Genomic DNA, 21,864 nt, shown 5'->3' with positions numbered 1-21,864 from the left:
TCGCGAGAGTCGCAGGCAAGTAATGCTTGGTCGAGGCCGCGTCCGGCAGGCGGCCGACCTGTGCATGACGGCCGCCGTGCCGCACAAGGCTGACTGTCAGTTGTGGAATATCAAGGCGTTCATCGCTCCGCCGAAGGGGAGTTGGAGTTGGCCGGCGTGGCGCGCGGTGGCGCCGGGGGTGGCGACGATCTGTGCGTTGCCGGGATTCTGCTGCACGACGATGTCTGCAGCGGCAAGGGGTGCGAAGCTGATTGCTGTCGCGGTGACCGCACCGGCAAGGGCGAGATATCGGAGTTTCATTGTCTTGTCCTATCTTTCGGTGTTGTTGCACGGCCGACGGTCGGCGGTGCGCTGGGGTGGGAACTTGGCGGGGCCGGGGTCGTCGGCCCCGCCGCGTCCCGGTGGCGGACCAAGGTGTCAGTCTCGGTGTCGAGGCTGATGGTGACCGACGTGAGCGGGGAAGACGTCGGCCGGTCTTGGTCTGCAGCTAAATGCTGCCTACCCACGACGTTGTTGGCTGGCGCGTAGGGCGTCAGACAGTGTCCAGAACGACAGGCCCAGCAGCGGAATGTCTTTGAGCAGGAACTCGGCGGTCAGGGAGATGGCGGGGAAGCCTCCGCCGGCGGGTTCGCTGACCCCGGGGGTGCTGAACAGGAAGCTGACGGTGAAGACGAACAGCACGATCGCCATGAGGCTGCCGTAGATGGACAGTCGCGGTGCGATCGGTTTGATGGCCAGCAGCACCGCCGCGGTCACTTCGAACACCCCGAGTAGTGCGGAGAATGTGTACACCGGCAGGAAGTTGTACAGCCAGCCCATGAAAGGGCTGTTGGCCACCAGCGGCTGGATTTGGTGGGCTTCGAAGTCTGCGAACTTCAGAGCTCCGATCCAGCCGATGACGATGACCAGGCCGTAGCGGCCCAGGATCGCCCCGATCTTGTCCGATGCCGACAGTGGCAGTGCGCGTTCGATGACTTTGGAGGCGGACATTGTCATGGTGTGTCCTAACGGGAGTTGGTGCGCTGACGAGCTTTCAACGCCATGCTAACGGATACTGAAACAGTAACCATTAGTAAAATAGTCCGCAAGGAGGCGGTCATGTTGTCACCGTTTTGCAACCTGATGGGCTGCCCAACCCAGAAGGCGGGGTGAACTGTCGACTGCGGGAGCAAGGGTGAATCTGCTGCCGTTGCGCGGTGATCGGCGCGGACGCCGGTCGGACGTTCGACCCTGGGAAAGACTGTGCAGCGCTGCGGTGCGCGTACGCCCCGAGTCGCACGCCGCACCATGGGCGACGGGGATGCCAGCGTCCACTGGTGCAACCTGCTAATGGCGGGTACGGGGTGTAACCATTAGTATCGATGTATGGGTGACACGGTACGAGTCGATGAGGCGAAGGTCTCATGACAGTGGCCGCGCCTGCGCCGCGCGTGGACGAACCCGCCCCGCTCGCGCTGGCCAACACACTTTGGATCGATCGGCACGGTGTGCACGATGCGCTTGCCGATAAGGATTATGTCCAGGCATGGATACGCGCGGTCGGTAAGCGGCTGGATGTACGTCCCGCGCCAGGTTCGACCGACGGGTTGCGTCTCGAGGCGGTCGGACGTCTGATCGAGGTGCGTGATGCGTTTCGGCGTCTGGCCGCAGAGGCCACCGGGGACAGTCGGGATTTGGTGGCGTCTCCGGTGCCCGACGTGGCCACCGCGGTGTCGCTGATCAATGCGGCTTCCGCGGCCGAAACCGTATGGCCTGAATTGCGGTTTCAACGTCGCCGGGGGCTCGCCCGGCAGGACGCCTGGTCGGGGGACGCGTTCGCCGAGGCGGTGATCACCGTGATCGCCAGGCAAGCCATCGAACTGGCCACCAGTCCTCGCTGGGAGATGCTGCGCGCATGCGAGGCACCCGCATGTGCCTATTTCTTCATAAAAGAACATCGCCGCGAATGGTGTTCGGCGCTGTGCGGCAACCGTGCGCGCGTCGCGCGCCACGCCCAACGGCAGCACAATCGCTGACCGGACCGTCGCTTCACACTTCGCCGCGCCATACGACCGCGGCCGCGTCGAGGTGAGACCAAGGAGTGCCGGCCGAAGGGCGGCCCACTTCTGCCATCAAACGATCAATTGCCGCCAGCTGAAATTATGGCCCGCGCGGCATGGTTCCAGCTGACAGACCGGCGCGAACAGTTTTCACCACGGGCCGGTAGCGTCCGACTTTTGCCCTTGAAGGAAGTGATCCCGATGAAGAAAATCGGAGTAGCCACCATGATTGCCGGTGGCGTCGTCGGTGCGGTGGTGGGGTTGGCCGCTCCCGCTGCGGGCGCCACTTCCGGCCAAACCCCCGCCGGGATCTCATCGGTCACCATTTCGGCTGACCGCCACCGCGGCTGGATCTGGATCTACCCGATCCAACCGCATGTGTACGTTCCACACGTCAGCACCGAGGTTCACCAGAGCCGCTGACGGACCCGCTGATCTCGCCAGATGGGCAGATGGGAAACAAACTCAGTCCAAGGTGACGACCATCTTGCCGTTTGCATGGCCGGATTCCATGACCTGGTGTGCCTCGCGTATGTCGTCGAACGAGAAGACGCGTACAGGCGAGGCATCGAACTCGCCGGCCTGCACCTGTGCCGCGATGTCACTGAGAGGCACATCAGCAAGTGGGAATCCTGGTGTGCCGAACACGAAGCTCCCGAAGAAGGTCAAGTACACGCCGCTGGCCATTCGGGCCAAGGGGTTGAAGTCCGGGATGGGCGCCAGTCCGCCGAGCCAGCCGGCAAGGCAGGCCCGGCCGCCGCGGTGAAGCAGGTCGAGTGAGTCCAGGATGGTGCTGTTGCCCACCAGATCCAGCACGGCGTCAACGGATTTGGCCTCCGGTAGGCGGCGGGCCAAGTCGGGGCCTTCCAGTTCGCCGCGCAGCGCACCCATCGCGGTGAGTGTGGTGAATTGCTCGGGCTTGCGGGTGGTGGCGATGACCCGCGCTCCGGCGTTGACCGCCATCTTCAGCGCCGCCTGTCCGAAGGAGGAGGTGGCGCCGCGAATCAGCAGCAGCTGGCCGGGTTCGAGCTCGAGGCTGCGGAACAAGCACGTCCAGGCTGTGGCGTAGGTTTCGGGCAGCGCTGCGAGCTGCGACCACGGCAGGTCGACATCGATTCGTGCGACGTTGGCGGTGCGGACCCTGGTGTATTCGGCGTAACTGCCGTTGATCGTTCGGCCCAGGCCGCCCATCAGCGCAGCCACCCGATCTCCCACGTCGAACGTTCCGTCGGGGCATGAGTCGACCACACCGACGCACTCGATGCCGCTGACTTCTGCGGCTTCGGCCCATTCACCTCGCCGCATGTGCATCTCGGCGTGGTTGAGGCCGAATGCCTTGACGGCGATGACGACTTCGCCGTGTTTGGGCCGGGGCTTGGGGATCTCCGTGTAGACGAGTTTGTCCAGGCCGCCGAAGCCGGTGAGCACAATCGCGCGCATGGTTTCGGTGCCTGCCGCTTCGCGAACCACGGTAGGGCCCGTCAACGCTGTCACAGCCGTGGTTGCTCCAGTCGAGGTTGTCTGAGTCATGAGTCTTCACTCGCTTTCACATGGTTTGATAAGTGACGCAGCGTCATCGCGCTGTGGCGTCCCCCTGGCACCGAATGCCACTCGAAATCGCTTGCCAGAACGCCGATGTAGACAAGCGCGGCGGTCAGGGGCACTGACACAGATCTCCTCGGGGCTCGCGAACTGAAGCTTCTTGGACATGCGCTAGCGGCACATCACAACCACATCAAAGGACAGTGGGGCGCCGGCCGACGGCGAAACGATAGGTCGTGAGTCGTGATCCCAGTATGGGTGAGAGCACCCAGAAAGTCCATGGCTCGTCGAGCCTTGTTCGTTCGACCGCGATTGTCGACGCGGTGCTGGCTTGTATCGCGAGCGGGGATCTCGTGCACCGAACTGCTGCGTTCAGACGACCGGCAAGGGTAGTTCCGATGTTCGAGCGCAGTGGGCGCAGGCCGCGCAACAACGACGGCCGGCATCCACGTCGAAAGGCGTGAGCCGGCCGATATCGCCGGGTCGTTGCGCCTTCAAGTGGAGACCGTGACCCAGAAAATCCGGCGCCCGCACGTCGGCGAAGCAGGGCCGAGGATAAGTGACGCTGCGGGGTTTGTCGGTTGTGCTCTGAACTTGGGGTCCGGACAGCGCACCATGCGACCCACGAGCTAATGGTTTCTGTGCTGTGTACCATTAGCTTGACCCGCAGTGGAGTCTGGTGCACGGCGGGGAGTTGCTGCGAAAACGCAACGCCGGCGGCAGTGCCGTTCGGCTTGATGGAAGAAACCGGAGTCTGACGTGGATCTTCGCGAGATGCGAGCATTCGTCGCCGTAGTCGAAACGGGCCGGTTCGCTGCGGCCGCGGAACGGCTTCGACTCAGCCAGCCGGCGGTGTCGCACACAATCCGGGGGCTGGAGCAGCGGTGGGGTGTCAGACTGCTCGAGCGCACCAGGGCGGGAGTACGCACCACAGCGGCAGGCGAACTGCTGTTGACCGAGGCGAAGGCGGTGTTGTCCCGTTACGACCAAGCGATGGACGTGCTCTCGTCCGGCAAGCGCACGAGCACTCTGTTGCGGCTCGGTATACCGTTCGGGCTACCCGCCGGCATGCCGGCCACCGCCCTTGCGGCCCTGACCCAGGCCTGGCGATCGACCGTCATCGCGATTCATCAGATGAGCAGCGTTGACCAGATCGAGCTGTTGGAACGCCGCGAACTGGACATCGGCTTACTGCGTCACCGGCCGGTGACCTCCGACCTCGACGCCACGCTCGTGGCTGACGAACCTCTCGGTGCCATCGTGAGCGCGGCCCGAGCCGAACAACTGTGTCTGCCTGCCACTGACGTGGACCTCGAGGCGCTGGGCACTCTGAGGTGGCAAGGTTTTGCGCGAGACAGCAGCCCGCCGTGGTACGACGAGGTGACGGCGACGTTGCGCGGATTCGGCGTGCACGTCGAACCGACGCCCGCGCGTCCACAAGAAACGAGCGCAGAATTCGCCTATGCCACAGTCAGTCTGGGGAACACGTTCACTCTTGCTCCGGCATGTTGCCGGCAGACGTTGCCTTCGGCCTTGACCTGGCGGCGTATTGCAGGTGACCCGCTACGACGTCGGACGTGGGCGGTGTGGCCTGCCACATCGCGTCGGCGTGACGTCGGCGAACTGGTCGCCCTACTCGAAGGCGCTCATGACGTCGAACACGACACTGCCTGTGTCGGCTGACCGTCTACTCGTCTGACGCAGTTTGGGGGGGGCTGCCCCCACCCTGGCCCCGCCATGATGCCGCACCACCGACCGTTCTGACCACCTCGGCGTATTCGTCGGCGTCATGACGACGATGAGCTAATTTAATATGGCGTCATGACCGCCGCGGATGCGTTGCCCACACGTGGCTTCACCGCCAAGGGGCTCGCGACTCGAGACCGCATCCTGCGGTGTGCGGCCGACGTCCTACTCAGTGGTGGCTTGCAAGGTTTCAACGTCGAGAAGGTGCGCCAGGCGGCGTCGGTCAGCGGGTCGCAGATCAACCACTACTTCGGCGACCGCGGCGATCTGATCAGGGCGGTCCTGAGGCGCCAACTCGACATCGTGCTGGACTTTCACCGCCAGCCTGCGCTCGGTGGCCTGGACACCTTCGAGGATTGGCAGCGTTGGGCCGACCTCAACGTGCGGTATCTGCGCAAGATCGGCTACCGCGGTACAGCGACCTATCACGCCCTGGCGGGACAGCTGGCCAAGACGGACGAGGACACCCGAAAGACCTTCGCCGAGGGCTATTGGCGGTGGATCACTCTGCTGGAGGATGGCTTCCACCGGATGAGGAGTGCAGGCCTCCTGCGGCCCGACGCGGACCCGCGGCACCTCGCGGTGATCGTCGTCGGCATCCACCAGGGCGCCGGACTGCTCGCGTTCACCTACCGGCAGGAATGGCCATTGGTCGACGCGACCCAATTTTTGGTCAACTACATCCGGATGTTCGCGAAAGATCCGCAACAGCGCCGCGTGCAGCCGATACCCCGGCGGCGTGACCGGCCACGGGGCCGGCCACCTCAGGAAACGGCGGCGCTGGGATTCACGAGGAAAGGCTTGGCCACCCGCTCCCGCATCCTGGAGGGCGCCGCTCAGTTGATACTCCAGCACGGCGTCAACGGCACCAGTTTGGACGACGTCCGCGCGGAGGTAGGGGTCAGCGGATCTCAGATGTCACACTATTTCGCGACCAAACAGGATCTGGTGCGTCAAGTCATCGCCGCCCGCACGGACTTCGTCCTCGCCTTTCACGCGCAACCCGAGATGGGCGGACTGCGCAACATCTCCTCGCTGCACAAATGGGCCGAACTGTGCTGGTTGCAAGGCGGCGAGAACTATCTGCGCAATGGCTGCGTGTACGGGTCGCTGACCAGTGAGTTGCTCGAAGCCGACGATGAGGTTCTCGACGACATCGCCGCCGGTTACGACCGCTGGCTGGCGCTCTTCTACGACGGTATGACCGCCATGGTGCGGCAACACGACCTACGCGACGACGCAGATCCGCGTCACCTCGCTGCGGTGCTCGTCATTGCCCACCAGGGCAGCACCATGCTCACCCACATCACTTCATCGTCAGAACCGTTCAAGGCTGCCATGACCGGTGCGCTGAATTATGTCGGCAATTTCGCCACTTCGAAGTCGCCCCGGCGCGAGCGCCGCCGAGGTTGAGCATGCGTCGGCCGCTTGACGTCTGAATCAAGCCTGGACATCTTGGGCCTTATGCCCCAGAATATTGGGTGTATCGCCCCACTTGCGCGACGGCGTCCGACCAGACTTGCGTCCCATGATCTGCTGATCGACACCACGGGAAGCCAGCCGAATCAACTGTGACCAGCCTGCGAGCTGGGTGATCAGCGACAGCGGAGGCATCCGTATGGATATGGCAAGTCAGATCACTGAGCTGCGAAATTGTTTGGGGCACTGGCGCTGTCCAGGTTCGATATTGTCGAGAACTCGAATGATGTCCGACGCCTGTTCGGCAGATCAGACATGTCACCGACCGCTTGGCCGGGTCGTTAAAACACCTGTACAGCATATGAATTCACGTTCAGGTCTTGAATCCGCGGTACTTGAGGAAGGGAACCTATTGTGAAAGAGCCAGATTCAACCGCGCTGACCCCCAGCGGGGCGGAGACTGCCGAAACATACGACGTCGTCGTCATCGGTGGCGGGCCGGTCGGCATCAATGCCGCGGACCGCGCCCACGCCGAAGGCCTGTCGGTGGCACTGGTCGAGCGTGAACTCGTCGGCGGGGAGTGCAACTTCTGGGGATGCGTGCCAAGCAAGTCCTTGCTGCGACCGGTGCTGGCGGTTGCCGATGCGCGCCGCGTTGACGGCGCGCGTGAAGCGGTCGTCGGCGCAATCGATTCCAAAGGAGTCTTCGCGCGGCGCGACCGATACGTCACCAACTGGGACGACACCCCGGTCGCAGAAGCGGTCGCCACCATGGGGCCTCGGCTGGTGCGTGGGCACGCCACACTCGACGGCGCACGCAAGGTGTGTGTGAGCACCGACGAGCACAACGTTCTGACCCTCAATGCCCGCCACGCGGTGGTGATCTGCACCGGCAGCACCGCCGCACTTCCACACCTGCCGGGCCTGGCCGAGATCGAACCGTGGACGAACCGCAGGGCCACCGACAGCAGCACCGTGCCGGACCGACTGGCGGTTGTCGGCGGCGGGGGTGTCGGAGTGGAGATGGCCACGGCCTGGCGCGGGCTGGGTGCGAACGTGACGCTGCTGGCACGCACCGACACGCTGCTGCCCCGCATGGAGCCGTTCGTCGGTGAGCACGTGCGTCTCGGGTTGGCCGAAGCGGGCGTGGACGTACGAACGGGCGTTTCGGTCACCGCAGTGCACCGCCCACGGCCCAACGGTCCGGTACAGGTCAGCCTCGACAGCGGAGAACAGATCGAGGTCGACCAGATCCTCTTCGCGACCGGCCGTACACCCAACACCACCCACATCGGGTTGGAGACCGTCGGCCTACCGCCGGGAACCTGGCTGGATGTCGACGACACCTGTTCGGTGCGTGGGGTCGAGGGGCAGTGGCTCTATGCACTCGGTGATGTCAACCGCCGTGCCCTGCTGACGCATCAAGGCAAGTACCAAGCCCGCATTGCCGGTGCCGTGATCGGCGCCCGGGCCCGCGGCCACACCGTGGACACAGCCCCATGGAGTGCACATGCCGCAACTGCGAACAATCTGGCCGTGCCACAGGCGTTCTTCACCGATCCTGAGGCCGGTTCGGTGGGACTGACCGCCGACGAAGCCAGACGGCGTGGACACCGGATCTACATCGTCGATGTCGACATGGGGACGGTACCGGGCGCGAACTTCTATGCAGACGGGTACCGCGGTGCCGCTCGCATCGTTGTCGACGAAGACCACCGGTACCTGTTGGGCGTGACCATGGTCGGGCCAGGAGTCGTCGAGATGTTGCACGCCGCCACGATCGCAGTCGCCGGGCAGGTACCCATCGAGCGGCTCTGGCACGCCGTGCCGTGTTTTCCGACCGTCAGCGAGGTATGGCTCAAACTTCTTGAGGGATATCGTGATCGACACGCCACGGACTGACCGCGGACCAGGGGACCGGACTTGGCGCCCGCGCTGTCGAGCCGAAAAGCGCACTGCCTCAACCGTCCGCTACGCGCCGGCATCTAGCTAGGGAGAGTAGGTGCCGACGACGTAGCGGCGGTACGACCAGTAGACCTGAAGCTGGGTCACGGAGCAAAAGTGATATTCACTCGCTTCATCTGCGCCATGCACAGGGCACCCCATTGTGTTCCTGGGCACCGCCACGCATCAACCCGGGTCTGAGGACTATGCCTGACCGACCGGCTCATGCGCTGCGCGCAGCCCGCCGCCAGATCTCGGCACAGGTCCGACTCGCCTTCGCCAGTTCTGCGTTCGAAATCCGTGAGGCCTGATAGAAGTTCCGTTCGATCATCCAGCACAACGTTTTGGCGAGCGACGAGGATTCGTCCACGCCTGAACCTGCCGGCACTCCCATGTTCTCCAAGATCGCCCTGATGGCGTCGATGAACAGATCGGCGGTATCGGCCCACAGCCTGTCGAGCTCCTCGACGGTGGAAGCGAGATCGATCGCCGTGCGCATCACCACGCCGTGCTCGCGCCACAGCGCCTCCGTGCGCTCCATCGCCATATCGATGGCGGCGGCCCCGCTGGCGGCGTCAGCGGCCGCTGCTCGGGACTTCTCGTGCAGCACTTCGACGCAGCGCGCAAACAGAGCTGTGATGACCTCCTGCTTCGAGCCGAAGTAGAAGTAGAGCGCACCGCGGGTGATGCCCGCGCCGTCGGCAATATCCGCGATCGTCATCGCGTGATAACCCGTCGTGCTCAGGAGAGCCTCGGCCGCGTCCAACACCGCTTCGCGTCGCCGGTCGCCTTTGCTCGGCGCGGTCGATCTCCGTCGGGTCAACGGGCGAACTTCCCTGTCACGGCAGTCAGGTTAGCACGAATCCACACAGTGCTGATTTTTATCAGCTTGTTGTCGGCGACGCGGTCACCCGTTTCGGTCGCGAGGTGTCTGATCGGTCGCCATCGGTTATGGCCTTACGGCACAACGACTTCGGGCTGGCGGCCCGGCGTCGTCGCATCGCGCACGTCCGGTCGGACGCCCCCAGTCGGCCCCTCCGGACTAGGCGTCCACGCCGATACTTGACGGAGTGCTTATTTTTTTTCGACACTGTGCTTATTGAGATGGCGGGGCATGGAGGCAGCGATGCGAACAATCTTGATCGCCGGAACGAGCGGCGACTTCCGGCGAGCATTCGCCGAGGCGGTTGCGCCTTGGCGTGCACACAGTCGCATCCCCGACCTCGCCGACGCCGCTGTCGGCCCATCCGGGAAGGACCATCCGTGACGAAATCCACGGTGTTGCTCGCCATCACACGAGGGGTCGGCTGGCTGCGGCTCAACCGTGCCGACAAACGGAACGCGTTGTCACAACAGCTCATCTCCGACCTGAATGCTGCGCTCGACCAGATCGAGAACGACCCGTCGTGTCGTGTGATCGTCGTGACCGGCATGGGCCCGGCGTTCAGCGCGGGTGGCGATCTGCGGGAGTTCAAGCAGTTCCTCGACCGCGGTGATCGAGAGGGACTCGTGCGGTTCGTCGACCACACCGCGAAAACCCTGAGCCGGCTGGAAGACAGTCCGAGGCCGGTGATCGCCGCCGTCAACGGGGTGGCCGTCGCAGGCGGTATGGAACTGCTGCTGTGCTGCGACATCGTACTGGCGGCCGACACCGCGCTCATCGGAGACGGCCACGCCCGGTACGGCGTCCTCCCCGGCGCCGGGGGAGTCGCTCGCTTGGTCAACAAGGTCCCGCCCAACATCGCCGCGCGGTTGCTACTCAGCGGTGAGTTGCTGCCCGCAGGCCACCGACACCTCACCGGACTCGTCGACGAAGTCGTCCCGCACGACGAACTCATCGGCGTCGCAGGCGAACTTGCGGCGCACATTGCCGACCTCAGTCCCTTGGCCTTGGCCCACATGAAACGCACCGCTCACAGCGCCAGGAACCAACCGGTGTCTGTCGGACTCGGGCTCGAACTCACGACCTTCGGGGACTACATCGGGTCCTGTGACTTTGCCGAAGGGATGTCGGCATTCAGCGAACACCGAGCACCGGTATTCACCGGGCAGTGAGAGCAGCATGCAATGGAATCGAGCCATCACCATGACAGAAGCGGTCCCGCGTAACCTCAGCGACCTGCTGCGCCGCAGCGCCTCGGCACATCCCGATTCGGTGTTCGCCTTTCCCGACCAGCGATACACCTACGCAGAGATGGATGTTCGCGTCGACGACTTCGTCCGGATGTTGCGCCGAGCCGGTGTACAGGCCGGTGACCATGTCGGGTTGTGGATGCCCGCATCGCTCGACATGATCGCCGCCATCGTCGCCTGTGCCCGTGCCGGCGCAGTCACCGTCGCGATCAACGATCGTTTCCGCACCGACGAACTGAGTTACGTGATCGCCCACAGCGATCTCGCAGCAGTCATCACGATTGCGCCCAACCAGCACTCCGACCGGCCGGCCGAACTGCTGAGTGCGATTCCGGGCCTCGCCGAAGCGCCGGGTCCGGACCTCGCGTTGACCGCCACGCCCCGTCTGCGACGCATCATCGTCCTCGCCGACGACGGATACTCACCGCCGGCCCGGGCCTTCACCCATCAGAGCGCCGTCGGCCTGCCGACGACCCACCCGAGGGAACGGACCAGCCGGCACGGCGTCGACCAGGAAGAACCCGCACCCGGCGGCGAGGTCGCGTATCTCATGTATACGTCGGGTACCTCGGCATCGCCCAAAGCGTGCATGATCGCCCACGTGGCTGTTGTCGCGCAGGGAACGTCGCTCGCGTTCGACCGCTACCTGCTCGACGAGACGTCTGTGTTCTGGTGCCCGCTACCCCTCTTCCACACCGCGGGACTGGCCACCCTCACCGCTTGCATCACCGCAGGCGCATCTTTCGTCCATGCCGGTGTCTTCGACCCCGCGCAATCGCTACGTGCGATGGTCGAGGAGCGGGTCACCCACGCGATCCCGTGTTTCGAGACCATCTGGATGCGCATACTCGACCACCCCGACTTCGCCGTGGCCGACCTGTCCTCGCTGCGGGTGTTGATGAACACCGGTGGCGAAGACCTTCTGCGCAAGCTGCAGGCCCGCGTTCCCCACGCGATTCAACTCGCCAACTACGGGATCACCGAGGGGAGTGGTCATGTCGCGATGACCACGGTTGCCGACCCGCTCGACGTCCGGGTGTGCACCGGCGGGAAACCTCTGCCGGGTATGGAGGCCCGCATCGTCGATCTCGACACCCGAGAGCCCGTCGCACCCAACGTCCTCGGAGAGATCCAATTTCGCGGTGAGTCCCGCTTCCTCGGTTACTACCGCGACGAGGAAGCCAACGCGGCGTGCATCGACGCCGAAGGATGGTTCACATCAGGTGATCTCGGCGTCCTCGACGAGGCAGGCCGGCTCACCTTCAAGGGCCGGATCAAGGACATGCTGAAAGTCGGTGGGGAGAACGTCTCCGCGCTGGAGGTCGAGTCCTATCTGCTCCGGCATCCCGCCGTAGCGGTCGTCGCCGTCGTGGGCGCACCTGACGCCTACTATGGCGAAGTTCCGGTTGCCTACATCCAGCTGACGCGCGAACACAAACTGACAGAAGCCGACGTCATCGACTTCTGCCTCGATCGGATCGCCACGTACAAGGTGCCGCGCTACGTACGCTTCGTCGACGAATGGCCCATGTCGGGAACCAAGATTCGCAAGGTCGAGTTGCGCGAGCGCATCCGTACCGAGCTCACCGCCGGCGGTATCACGCAGGCACCTCGCTTGCAGAGTCGACGCGCGCGAAGCGTCGTCCAGCACTCATCCGAATGAGAGGCTGCCGGCCCGTGGGGAGGACCCTGCGCGGTGACAGGGTGGCAACCTCCGTTGCGCGGTCGTTGCCGTCGTGTATCTGCTGTCACATACGATTGCATCTGGGCGGTGGAGGAAATGGGTTCAGCCGCCCTTCGCAGGGTGTCGGCCCGCAACGCGGTCTTACGGCGCACCTGCTGCGATAGTGGTTCGTATGGACGTGGTCGCAGAACTGGTGCCGCGGCTGGTCGAGCTGCCCGGTGTGGTCTCGGTGGTGCTTGGAGGCAGTCGCGCTACGAACACCCATCGCCCGGACAGCGACTGGGATCTCAGCGTCTACTACCGTGGTTCGTTCGACGCGGCATTGCTGGCACGTCTTGGTTATCCCGGACATGCGGCGCAGCCCGGTGAGTGGGGTCGCATCGTCAACGGCGGTGCCTGGCTGTCGGTGTCGGGCCAACCGGTGGACGTGCTGTTGCGTGACCTCGACGTCATCGAGCGGTGGTGGGACGACGCCCAGGTTGGGCGGTTCGACATCGAGAATGTCGAAGGGCACCTGGCGGGCCTTCCGACCTATGTCCCGATCGGTGAAATTGCCCTCGCCCGGCGGCTTTCCGGTCAACTGCCGGACGTATCGTTTCCACAGGCGCTGCGGGAATCCGCTGAACTCCGGTGGCGCTGGAATGCGGGGTTCTCTCTGGTCTTCGCGCGCCACTACGCCACCACCGCGGACCGCACGGCATGCATGGGCATGCTGGCGCGGGCCGCGATGCAGACCGCCCACGGTATCTTGGCCTCACGCGGGCAGTGGGCATTGAACGAGAAACGTCTCATCGACCGGGCGGGTCTCAGTGCGGCACATCAGATCATCGGGACCGCATCGACGGACGCGCCTGCGGCGGTCGATCAGATGCACACGCTGCTGGACCCTCCGTCTCTCACCGAACTCGACGCGCACCACCCGGGGTAGGCGCCTCACGCGCTGCACCGGGGCTCAGCAACGTCGCCTGGGCAAATTGCTTGCCTTCGAGTAGTGGCGACTGGTGACTCGTCCTGCATCATCTGGGCGGCGACGTCACTCGGTGAGGCCGAGATCGACTGGCTGCTTTCGAGCTGAGCGTCGATGATTGACGCCATCGCTGGGTTCTTGTCGCGCATGGCGACGCCACGTTCGGGCACGACGGCGTTGACGTATACGACTTCTCGAATCAGCTCGGCGCCGAGGAGGATCGCGGCTCCGGTCAGCGGGTATACACCCCAGCTGTGGCCCGCCAGCGTGACGGGTTCGCGGCGGGCCCACCCGGTCACCGCGTCGACGACGAAGTCGACGGCCTCATCCAGGCGGTGAGCGCCACCGTGGTCGGTTCGATGCGACGCGCGCGCTCGGATCGACAGGCGAGCTCACCCTGCTCGTGCGGCGGCTGATGCGTGATACGGCCGGGTGTCAGCTCACAGATCACCCTCCACCATGCGTGCCATGGTCTCGGTGAGCACATCCACACCGGTGGTCAGGTCCTTGTCGTGGGTGAACTCGTTCTCCGCGTGTGAGACCCCGTCGACGCTGGGGATGAACAGCATCACCGTCGGAACGACGTCCTTCATGTTCGTGGAGTCGTGGCCGGCGCGCGTGCGCACGTGCATCGAGCTCAGTTCCAGTGCCTCGATCGCGGCCTCGGCCAGTGTGACGCCCTCGGGAGTGTAGGTGTGTCCCTTCCAGGTATGAGCGAAACGACGTTCGATGCGCACGTCAGCGGCAACTTCGATCTCGGCGAGTGTCCGGTTGAGCCGCGCGTCGGCCTCATCGAGAAGCTGGTCCGACGGTGAGCGTAGGTCGAGGTGCATGTGGACCTCCCGGGCGACGACCACCGGTGAGTTCGGGTAAACGGTCAACTGCCCGCAGGACGTGTGTAGATCCTCGCCGTAGGAGTCGGCCAGCTCGCGCAGAGCGACAACGACTTTCGCCGCACCCAACAATGCATCCTGACGGTCGGCGATCGCTGTGGCGCCGGTGTGCGACTGTGCGCCCACGACGGAGATCTCGTACTTGTTGGCGCCCCACGTCGAGGGCACGATGCCGATCGGCACCCCGGCCTTGTCGAGTTCGCGGCCCTGCTCGATGTGGATCTCGGCGTATGACGCGACCTGCACGCCGCCTGCGGTGTGGTGGTCGCCGACGGTGAAGACGTCGCGCTCGCCAAGCATGTCGAGTGCACCGAGCGCCTCGGCCACGCTCACGCCGTCGACATCGGTGGTGTCCAATGCCTCCTGCAGCGCGAGCTTGCCGGTGAACACCCCGCTGCCCTGCATCGAGGGTTTGAACCGCGACCCTTCTTCGTTGAACCAGTTCACGACTGCGATGTTGTATCGCGCGGCACCCGGGTTCGCGCGGAAATGGTCGAGCAGCCTGGTGGCGGCGTGCGCGGCGGCCAAGACCCCGTACGCACCGTCATAACGGCCGCCGCGCGGTTGACTGTCCAGGTGCGAACCGGCCAGCACATAGGGAGCGCCGGGCACCAGTTCGTACAGGCCGAACATGTTGCCGATGCGGTCATAGCGCACCTCGAAACCGCGCTCGGCCAGCCAGGCGGCAAGCCAGCGCCGGTTCTCACCGTCGGCAGTGGTGCCCGCCTGTCGTTCCACACCTCCCGCGGGTGTCGCTCCGAAGGTCGACATGGCCGCGAAGTCGGCCAGGAAAGCATTGTCGGACACCGGGTTCGGTGGCACGCGCACTGTGTCGGCCGTCATGAGCGAGCCGCCACGGTGGGCTGGAGCGCCGGAATGACGGCCTCGCCGTACTGAGCCAATGTCTCGTCCTTTCCGTCGTGCTGTAGATACACTGCGAACTGGTCGACTCCGAGGTCGGCGAGCTCACGCAGCCGCCGCACGTGGTCCTCGGCCGGGCCGAGCACACAGAATCGGTCCACGATCTCGTCGGGCACGAACTCGGTGTGGGCGTTGCCCGCGCGGCCGTGTTCGTTGTAGTCATAACCTTGCCGGTCGCGGATGTAATCGGTCAACGCCGCCGGCACCTGTGTACCGTCACCGCCGTAGCGGTCGACCAGATCGGCCACATGGTTGCCCACCATTCCGCCGAACCATCGGCATTGGTCGCGCTGGTGGGCCAGGTTGTCGCCGACGTAGGCCGGTGAGGCCACCACGATCGTCACATCACGGGGATCGCGGCCCGCCTGCTCCGCTGCCTTTCGTACGCGTCCCACTGTCCATTGGACGATTGCGGGATCGGCGAGTTGGAGTATGAAACCGTCGGCGTGCCTGCCGATCAGGTCGAGCACCTTCGGCCCGTAGCCGGCTCCGTATACCGGCAATCTCGACCGGGCTGCCCATGGGAACTGCACGGTCGCCCCGTTGATCGTGGCGCTGCCGCCGTTGCCCAGCGCCCGGATCACCTCGATGCTCTCCCGTAGATGGGTGACGGTAGAGGGTTTGCCGGAGATCACCCGAACCGCCGAATCCCCGCGCCCGATGCCGCATACGGTGCGGTTGCCGAACATCGAGTTCAGCGTCGCGAACGTCGACGCCGTGACGGTGTCGTCCCGGGTCAACGGGTTGGTGACCATCGGCCCGACGATCACGTTGCGGGTGGCGGCGAGGATCTGGCTGTAGATGACGTACGGCTCCTGCCACAACACGTGCGAATCAAAGGTCCACACGTGCGAAAAGCCACGGTCCTCAGCCTCCGCAGCCAGCGACACGACCCGGGATGCTGGTGGATTGCATTGCAGCACAACGCCGAAATCCATCGATTGTTCTCCTCTTCAGATGAGATTCTGGGAAAGTTCGCGGCGCACGAATCGACCGTCGGTCTTGGCTCCCAGGTAGCGCCTGTCCTCGACGACCTTCTTTCCGCGCGACCACACGGCCGTCACGGCGCCGTCTATCTCGAAGCCCTCCCAGGCCGAGTGGTCCATGTTCATGTGGTGGGTCTTGCCGACGCCGATACTGGTGTGCCCGGCGGGGTCGTAGATCACCACGTCAGCGTCGGCCCCTGGCGAGATGACACCTTTGCGGGGGTACAGGCCGAACATGCGCGCCGGGGTGGTCGCGCAGACCTCCACCCACCGTTCGAGGCTGATTCGCCCGTCGACGACACCTTGGAACATCAGATCCATGCGGTGCTCGACACCGCCGATGCCGTTGGGGATTTTCGAGAAATTGCCGATACCCAGTTCCTTCTGGCCGACCATGCAGAACGGGCAGTGGTCGGTGGCCACACCCGCGACGTCGCCGGTGCGGATATAGCGCCACAACTGGTCCTGGTGGCCTTCGGAGCGGGCACGCAACGGTGTGGAGCACACCCACTTGGCGCCCTCGAAACCTCCGGCGCCGAGCTGTTCCTCCAACGACAGGTACAGGTATTGCGGGCAGGTCTCGGCGAACACATTCCCGCCGGCGCCCCGCGCGGTGGCGATCTGTTCGAGTGCCTGGTGTGCCGAAACATGGACGACGTACAACGGCGCACCGGTCACGTCGGCGAGCATGATTGCCCGGTGAGTGGCCTCCTCCTCGAGCTGCCAGGGCCGCGAGACCCCGTGGAAGTAGGGGCCCGTCTCGCCGCGACCCAGGTGCTGAGCCACCAACTCGTCGATCGCGATGCCGTTCTCGGCGTGCATCATCATCAGCCCGCCGATCTCCGCGCACTTCTGCATCGCCCGCAAGATCTGCCCGTCGGTGGAGTAGTAGACGCCCGGGTAAGCCATGAACAGCTTGAAGCTCGTGACCCCTTCGTCGATCAGCTCGCCCATCGCCGCGAGTGATTCGGTGTTGACGTCACCGATGATCTGGTGGAATCCGTAATCGATCGCGCAGTTCCCTGCCGCTTTCTCGTGCCACGCCTGCAGAGTGTCCTGAACATGTTCGCCTGGGGTCTGGATCGCGAAATCGACGATGGTGGTGGTGCCGCCCAGTGCGGCTGCGCGCGTGCCGGTTTCGAACGTGTCCGACGCGGTGGTGCCACCGAACGGCATCTGCATGTGGGTGTGGGCGTCAACGCCGCCGGGGATCACGTACTTGCCGGTGGCGTCGACGACGTTGTCGACACGTTCGGCGAGCCCATCACCGAACGGCGCGGCACCGGGCTCGATCAGGGCCGCGATGGTGGCCCCGTCGATCAGCACGTCGATCGACTGGCGCCCCGTCGCCGAAACCACGGTGCCGCCCCGGATCAGGGTGGTAACCATCAGAGCGCCACCTTCTGACCCGCCGTGAGATCTTGCGCTGCCGCGTCATCAGACGCCGGACCATCGATGATCACGGTGCCGCGCCACTGCCCGATCATCCGCATCACGTGGTAGACGACCACCGCGCCGATCGCGCCCAGCGCGATACCGCCGAAGGCGAGATCGCCCATCTTCCAGGTGAAGTCGGCGATTCCGATCACCAGGGCGATGGCGGCGGTGAACTGGTTGATGGGCTTGGAGAAGTCGACCTTGTTGGTCACCCAGATGTGCACGCCGAGGATCCCGACCAGGCCGTAGAGCGCGACGGTGACACCACCGAGGACACCGGGTGGGATGGAGGCAATCACTGCGCCAACCTTGGGGGAGAGGCCGAGCAGGATCGCCGCCAGGCCCGCGATCCAGTAGGCCGCGGTCGAGTACACCTTGGTCGCGGCCATCACGCCGATGTTCTCGGCATACGTGGTGGTGGCCGAACCGCCGCCGCTACCTGCCAGAACCGTCGCCAGTCCGTCGGCGGCCAGCGCGCGACCCACTCGGCTGTTGTTGTCGATGCCGGTCATCGCCGTGATCGACTTGACGTGGCCGATGTTCTCGACGACCAGCACCATCACCACCGGGATGAACATCGGCAGCACCGACAGATGGAAGGTGGGGGTGGTGAACTCGGGCAGACCGACCCAGTCCGCGGCGCCGATAGCGCTGGTGTCGACCTTGCCGCGGGCCAGTGCCACGAAGTAACCGATCACCACGCTGGTGAAGATCGCCAACCGTCCGAGCAGACCCCGAAACACCACCAGTGACAACAGCAAGAGCACCAGCACGACCGCGGCGGTGACAGCGTCTTCTTCGAAGTTGGCCTTGGCGGCTGGGGCCAGGTTGAACCCGACGAGCGCCACGATCGATCCGGTCACCACCGGCGGCATCAACGATTCGATCCAGCCGATACCGGCGAAGTGCACCACGGCGCCGATGAGGATGAGCAGTGCGCCCACGATGACGATGCCACCGAGCGCACCTGATGGGCCGTGCGACGTCGACGCGGCGATGGTGGGCGCGATGATCGCGAAGCTCGACCCCAGATAGCTGGGCAAGCGGTTCTGCGTGATGATCAGGAAGAGGATCGTGCCGAGACCCGAAAACAACAGTGTGGTGGCCGGCGGGAAACCGGTGAGAACCGGCACCAGGAAGGTCGCACCGAACATGGCGACCACATGCTGCAGGCCGATTCCCGTTGTGCGCGGCCAACTCAGCCGCTCGTGCGGGGCGACTACGGAATCACCGCTTTTGACTTGCCAGTCGAAGATGGACATGAGGGATCCTTAGTGCTGAGCGGATTCGAGGGGAAGATAGTTGAGGCGGAATGCATTTCCCTCTGGGTCGAGGAGCACCGACTGCCAGGCGCCGTAATATGTCCGGCCTGGTTCGCGCACGCAGCGTGCGCCCGCGGCGACCGCCGCCGCGGTGGTGGAGTCCACCGTGGCGGCGTCCGGCATCTCGAATGTGAGGAAGGTGTCCACTCCTTCGGCGCCCTCTCCGGGTGCCGTCAGGTTCAGCATGGCGTAGGCACTCGGCGCACTGAATCCGAGTATGGTCGGACCGATCCGCAGCCCACGGAAATGCTCGGAGCGCAATTCGGTAACCTCGGGCAGGCCGAGCAGGTCTGCGTAGAACGTGCTCAGCTTCTCGATGTCGGAAGCGAACACACTCGCGAACGACAGGGTCGGTGTCACGGGCACAGCCTTTCGTCAGAGGTCGAGCACGAGCCGCGGCGTGGCGGAACGGCTGACGCACAGAATGATTCGTTTGCCTGCCTGCCTGGCACGCTCGGAGAGCACGGTGTCCCTGTGGTCGGGTATGCCCTCCAGGACTTTCGCCACACAGGCGCCGCATTCGCCGCGCAGACAGTCGAATTCGGCGGTCGACAGCACGTCACGAACCGCCGAGAGGGCGGTGCGGTCAGACGGAACGGTCACCACCCGGCCGGAGCGGCGCAGTTCGATCTCGAAGCTCTCAACCATTTGTCGAGGCGAGGGCGATGGTCTTCTCGAACTTCGAGGTGAGGTGATCACCCGAGGTGATGGGATCGTAGCGGCGCGGGTTGTCAGCCGTGATACACGTCGGCAGGGTCTCGATGACGGCGTCGTAGTTGGGTTGGTGGAAGAAGACGAGCGACATGCGACGGGTGTCTCCCGACGCATCAGGACCGGGGGTGCGCACACGGTGGCGCGTCGAGGTCCACAGGTCGTTGGTCCACTGCGCCATCAGATCGCCGATGTTCACCACGAGGGCGTCGGGCACCACGGGTACCGATATCCAGTCGCCGTCCTTGGTGAACACCTCCAGACCGCCGGGCGCGGCTTCCTGACGCACGATGGTCAGACTGCCGTAATCGGTGTGCGAACCCGCGCGCATCTGTCCCGGCTGAGGCGGGGTGTTCAGGTGCGGGTAATTGATCGCCCGCAGCATGCTGATGTCGCGGTCGATGGTGTCGACGAAGTAGTCGGCGGGCAACCTCAACCCGAGGGCGAACGCGCTCATCAATTTTCGGGCGAGGTCGTTCATGGCGTGGAAATAGGTGGTCCAAGCTGCCTCCATGCCGGCGGGCCGTTGTGGCCACAGGTTGGGCAGGAAGTGCGGTCCGGCGTTCTCAGGGGCGTAGTAAGGGTCGTCGCGGTCGACGTCGACAGGTCCGATGTCGAACTTCTCATGCAGGTCCCGCGGTTGGTGCACGTCCTCGCTGTAGGAGAACGCCTGCTCGCCGATCGACGAGTAGCCGCGTACCGCATCTGAACTCGGTTGTGCGACGAGGCGTTTCTCTTCGTCTGGCAATGCGAAGAACTCGTCGGCGGTGCGGTACATCGCCTCGATCACGTCCTCGGAGATGCCGTGGTTGCGGATCTGGAAGAAACCGATCTCCCGACATGCCGCATCGAGTTCTGCGGCGACCGCAATCATGGCGGCCTCGTCGTCGCCGTGCAGAGCGGCGATGTCGATGACAGGTACTACCGAATTGTCCTGGGACACGTGTTGGCTCCTCGTCTCATAGCGGATACGACGAGTTTTCGGCGCAGAACACGTGCCGACAAGAGCAGCGATCACCGCCAGATCAAAGGTGAGCCTGTCACCGCCTTACATCGGAAACCTGTATGTAACAGACGATCACACGGATGTCGCATACCGAAAGCTGCGGTTTACACGGGTCGCCGGTCAGACGGTGGGATCCGAGGTCCCGAACGTCGTCTGCCTGACGTACTTCTCGGCCAGGTGCCTGCCGGAGACCAGCGCGTCGTCCGTCGCGTGGGCCGCACCACCGGCGAACGGTGACAACTCCGCAACCTCGACATCCCAGTTCGGATGCTGGTAGAACGCGAACGCCAGCCTTGAGTTCTCGAACGCCACCGACCGCGGAGGATTGGCCGTGCGGTGCAACGTCGCCGGCCAGTGATTTCCCGTCCACTCCGCGAGCAGATCCCCGACCAGCACCACCAGCGTGGCCGGGGTGGTGTTCACCTCCAACCACTCACCGTCAGCCTCGAGGACCTGCAACCCTCCTGGTGTCGATTCGGCGGAGACCACGGTGAAGGCGCCGTAGTCGGTGTGAATACCGGCACGGAATTGATGGGGTAGGGGCGGCTCGGGCTGCGGCGGAAAGTGCAGTGCGCGAAGCATGCTCAACTCGGCGTCGAACAACGGCACGAAATGCTGCCGGCTCAGTCCGAATCCCTCGGCGGCCAAGGCCAGCAGTTCGGCGCCCACCCGTTGCATGTGCTGGTAGTAGCACTCCCACGCCGTCCGGAACTCCGGCAGCTCCGGCCACAGGTTCAGGTATGCCATCGGCCCGGCGCCCGGTTGCCCGATGGTGGGCCCCGTCACAGGGCCGATGTCCATCTTCTCCTTGAGGTCGGCGTGCGTTTCTTCCCCCAGGGAATAGGCCATACCCTCCGAGCCGGCCCCGGACCATCCGCGCACCTGCTCAGGTGTCGGCTGCGCTACCTTGCTCTTCTCCTCCGCCGGGAGACCGAAGAAGCGCCGCGTGACGGCGTAGAGCTCGGTGAACACCGAAGACGGGATCCGATGGCCGACGACGTGGACGTACCCGACCTCGGAGAATGCGGCATCCAGGAGCTCGAACTGTCGCCGACGCGAGGCCGGGTCTGCGGCAGCTTCAATGAGGTCGACCGGCGGAATGGACAACACACCG

At 64.6% G+C, this 21,864-nt stretch carries 21 protein-coding genes; 8 read left to right on the top strand and 13 right to left on the bottom strand.

The features are described from left to right. Positions 1 to 96: 96 nt before the first annotated feature. Positions 97 to 300, bottom strand: a complete 204-nt coding sequence (locus tag AT701_RS20120; protein WP_011729492.1) for a hypothetical protein — start codon at positions 298 to 300, stop codon at positions 97 to 99. Between the two features lie 198 nt (positions 301 to 498). Next, entirely contained in the window at positions 499 to 990 is a 492-nt protein-coding gene (locus tag AT701_RS20115; RefSeq protein ID WP_011729491.1) for a YkgB family protein, read from the bottom strand. A 413-nt stretch (positions 991 to 1,403) separates the two neighbouring features. On the opposite strand from AT701_RS20115, the gene AT701_RS20110 reads away from it, so the two are divergent. Both AT701_RS20110 and AT701_RS20105 read left to right on the top strand, forming a co-directional pair. Continuing rightward, positions 1,404 to 2,015 carry a CGNR zinc finger domain-containing protein gene (locus AT701_RS20110; protein ID WP_014877904.1) on the top strand — a complete coding sequence of 204 codons (612 nt, stop codon included), beginning with the start codon at positions 1,404 to 1,406 and terminating at the stop codon, positions 2,013 to 2,015. A gap of 126 nt (positions 2,016 to 2,141) precedes the next feature. Then, on the top strand, positions 2,142 to 2,462 hold the full coding sequence (locus tag AT701_RS20105; RefSeq protein WP_051644151.1) for a hypothetical protein: 321 nt from the start codon (positions 2,142 to 2,144) through the stop codon (positions 2,460 to 2,462). Positions 2,463 to 2,504: 42 nt separating this feature from the next. Here AT701_RS20105 and AT701_RS20100 read toward each other — a convergent pair whose 3' ends face one another. After that, complete coding sequence (locus tag AT701_RS20100) at positions 2,505 to 3,479, bottom strand: zinc-binding alcohol dehydrogenase family protein (RefSeq protein WP_014877902.1); 975 nt, start codon at positions 3,477 to 3,479, stop codon at positions 2,505 to 2,507. An 876-nt stretch (positions 3,480 to 4,355) separates the two neighbouring features. On the opposite strand from AT701_RS20100, the gene AT701_RS20095 reads away from it, so the two are divergent. From AT701_RS20095 to AT701_RS20085, 3 genes are all read left to right on the top strand, one after another. Continuing rightward, the gene (locus AT701_RS20095) at positions 4,356 to 5,264 is read left to right on the top strand and encodes a LysR family transcriptional regulator (RefSeq protein WP_223495677.1); all 909 of its coding nucleotides are present in this window, start codon (positions 4,356 to 4,358) and stop codon (positions 5,262 to 5,264) included. 138 nt (positions 5,265 to 5,402) lie between these two features. Next, complete coding sequence (locus AT701_RS20090) at positions 5,403 to 6,740, top strand: TetR/AcrR family transcriptional regulator (RefSeq protein WP_011729485.1); 1,338 nt, start codon at positions 5,403 to 5,405, stop codon at positions 6,738 to 6,740. A 420-nt stretch (positions 6,741 to 7,160) separates the two neighbouring features. Then, positions 7,161 to 8,648, top strand: coding sequence for a dihydrolipoyl dehydrogenase family protein (locus AT701_RS20085; RefSeq protein ID WP_011729484.1), 1,488 nt, complete (start codon positions 7,161 to 7,163; stop codon positions 8,646 to 8,648). Positions 8,649 to 8,913: 265 nt separating this feature from the next. On the opposite strand, the gene AT701_RS20080 is transcribed toward AT701_RS20085, so the two are convergent. Next, positions 8,914 to 9,513 carry a TetR/AcrR family transcriptional regulator gene (locus AT701_RS20080; protein WP_011729483.1) on the bottom strand — a complete coding sequence of 200 codons (600 nt, stop codon included), beginning with the start codon at positions 9,511 to 9,513 and terminating at the stop codon, positions 8,914 to 8,916. A 440-nt stretch (positions 9,514 to 9,953) separates the two neighbouring features. Here AT701_RS20080 and AT701_RS20075 point away from each other — a divergent pair, with 440 nt between their 5' ends. The 3 genes from AT701_RS20075 to AT701_RS20065 all read left to right on the top strand — a co-directional run bounded on the left by AT701_RS20075 (position 9,954) and on the right by AT701_RS20065 (position 13,435). Next, positions 9,954 to 10,745: an enoyl-CoA hydratase/isomerase family protein gene (locus AT701_RS20075; RefSeq protein ID WP_058126469.1), complete on the top strand. Its 792-nt coding sequence runs from the start codon at positions 9,954 to 9,956 to the stop codon at positions 10,743 to 10,745. A gap of 31 nt (positions 10,746 to 10,776) precedes the next feature. Then, positions 10,777 to 12,486: a class I adenylate-forming enzyme family protein gene (locus tag AT701_RS20070; RefSeq protein WP_223495674.1), complete on the top strand. Its 1,710-nt coding sequence runs from the start codon at positions 10,777 to 10,779 to the stop codon at positions 12,484 to 12,486. Positions 12,487 to 12,679: 193 nt separating this feature from the next. Further along, entirely contained in the window at positions 12,680 to 13,435 is a 756-nt protein-coding gene (locus AT701_RS20065) for a nucleotidyltransferase domain-containing protein (protein ID WP_058126467.1), read from the top strand. Positions 13,436 to 13,440: 5 nt separating this feature from the next. Here AT701_RS20065 and AT701_RS20060 read toward each other — a convergent pair whose 3' ends face one another. The 9 genes from AT701_RS20060 to AT701_RS20020 form a co-directional block, all read right to left on the bottom strand. Then, positions 13,441 to 13,773 (bottom strand): bis(5'-nucleosyl)-tetraphosphatase, encoded by a 333-nt coding sequence (locus AT701_RS20060; protein ID WP_011729478.1) that lies wholly within the window; start codon positions 13,771 to 13,773, stop codon positions 13,441 to 13,443. A gap of 141 nt (positions 13,774 to 13,914) precedes the next feature. Further along, a complete protein-coding gene (locus AT701_RS20055) occupies positions 13,915 to 15,210 on the bottom strand; it encodes a M20 family metallo-hydrolase (RefSeq protein WP_058126466.1) in 1,296 nt (431 codons plus the stop codon). Next, positions 15,207 to 16,226, bottom strand: a complete 1,020-nt coding sequence (locus tag AT701_RS20050; protein ID WP_011729474.1) for a TIGR03842 family LLM class F420-dependent oxidoreductase — start codon at positions 16,224 to 16,226, stop codon at positions 15,207 to 15,209. The genes AT701_RS20055 and AT701_RS20050 overlap by 4 nt, the downstream gene beginning before the upstream one ends. Positions 16,227 to 16,241: 15 nt before the next feature. Beyond that, entirely contained in the window at positions 16,242 to 17,663 is a 1,422-nt protein-coding gene (hydA, locus tag AT701_RS20045) for a dihydropyrimidinase (RefSeq protein ID WP_011729473.1), read from the bottom strand. Next, the gene (locus AT701_RS20040; protein WP_011729472.1) at positions 17,663 to 18,973 is read right to left on the bottom strand and encodes a pyrimidine permease RutG; all 1,311 of its coding nucleotides are present in this window, start codon (positions 18,971 to 18,973) and stop codon (positions 17,663 to 17,665) included. Before AT701_RS20040 ends, hydA begins: the two co-directional genes overlap by 1 nt. Before the next feature lie 9 nt (positions 18,974 to 18,982). Further along, on the bottom strand, positions 18,983 to 19,393 hold the full coding sequence (locus AT701_RS20035) for a VOC family protein (RefSeq protein WP_011729471.1): 411 nt from the start codon (positions 19,391 to 19,393) through the stop codon (positions 18,983 to 18,985). Positions 19,394 to 19,408: 15 nt separating this feature from the next. Next, on the bottom strand, positions 19,409 to 19,681 hold the full coding sequence (locus AT701_RS20030) for a 2Fe-2S iron-sulfur cluster-binding protein (RefSeq protein ID WP_058126465.1): 273 nt from the start codon (positions 19,679 to 19,681) through the stop codon (positions 19,409 to 19,411). Beyond that, the gene (locus AT701_RS20025; protein WP_058126464.1) at positions 19,674 to 20,687 is read right to left on the bottom strand and encodes an isopenicillin N synthase family dioxygenase; all 1,014 of its coding nucleotides are present in this window, start codon (positions 20,685 to 20,687) and stop codon (positions 19,674 to 19,676) included. Before AT701_RS20025 ends, AT701_RS20030 begins: the two co-directional genes overlap by 8 nt. Positions 20,688 to 20,870: 183 nt before the next feature. After that, positions 20,871 to 21,860: an isopenicillin N synthase family dioxygenase gene (locus tag AT701_RS20020; RefSeq protein ID WP_058126463.1), complete on the bottom strand. Its 990-nt coding sequence runs from the start codon at positions 21,858 to 21,860 to the stop codon at positions 20,871 to 20,873. Positions 21,861 to 21,864: the final 4 nt, after the last annotated feature.

Source organism: Mycolicibacterium smegmatis (genome assembly GCF_001457595.1).
In the GTDB taxonomy this organism is placed as follows: Bacteria; Actinomycetota; Actinomycetes; order Mycobacteriales; family Mycobacteriaceae; genus Mycobacterium; species Mycobacterium smegmatis.
The sequence above is the reverse complement of the archived record's forward strand: the minus strand, read 5'-3'. Positions and strand labels throughout refer to the sequence as shown.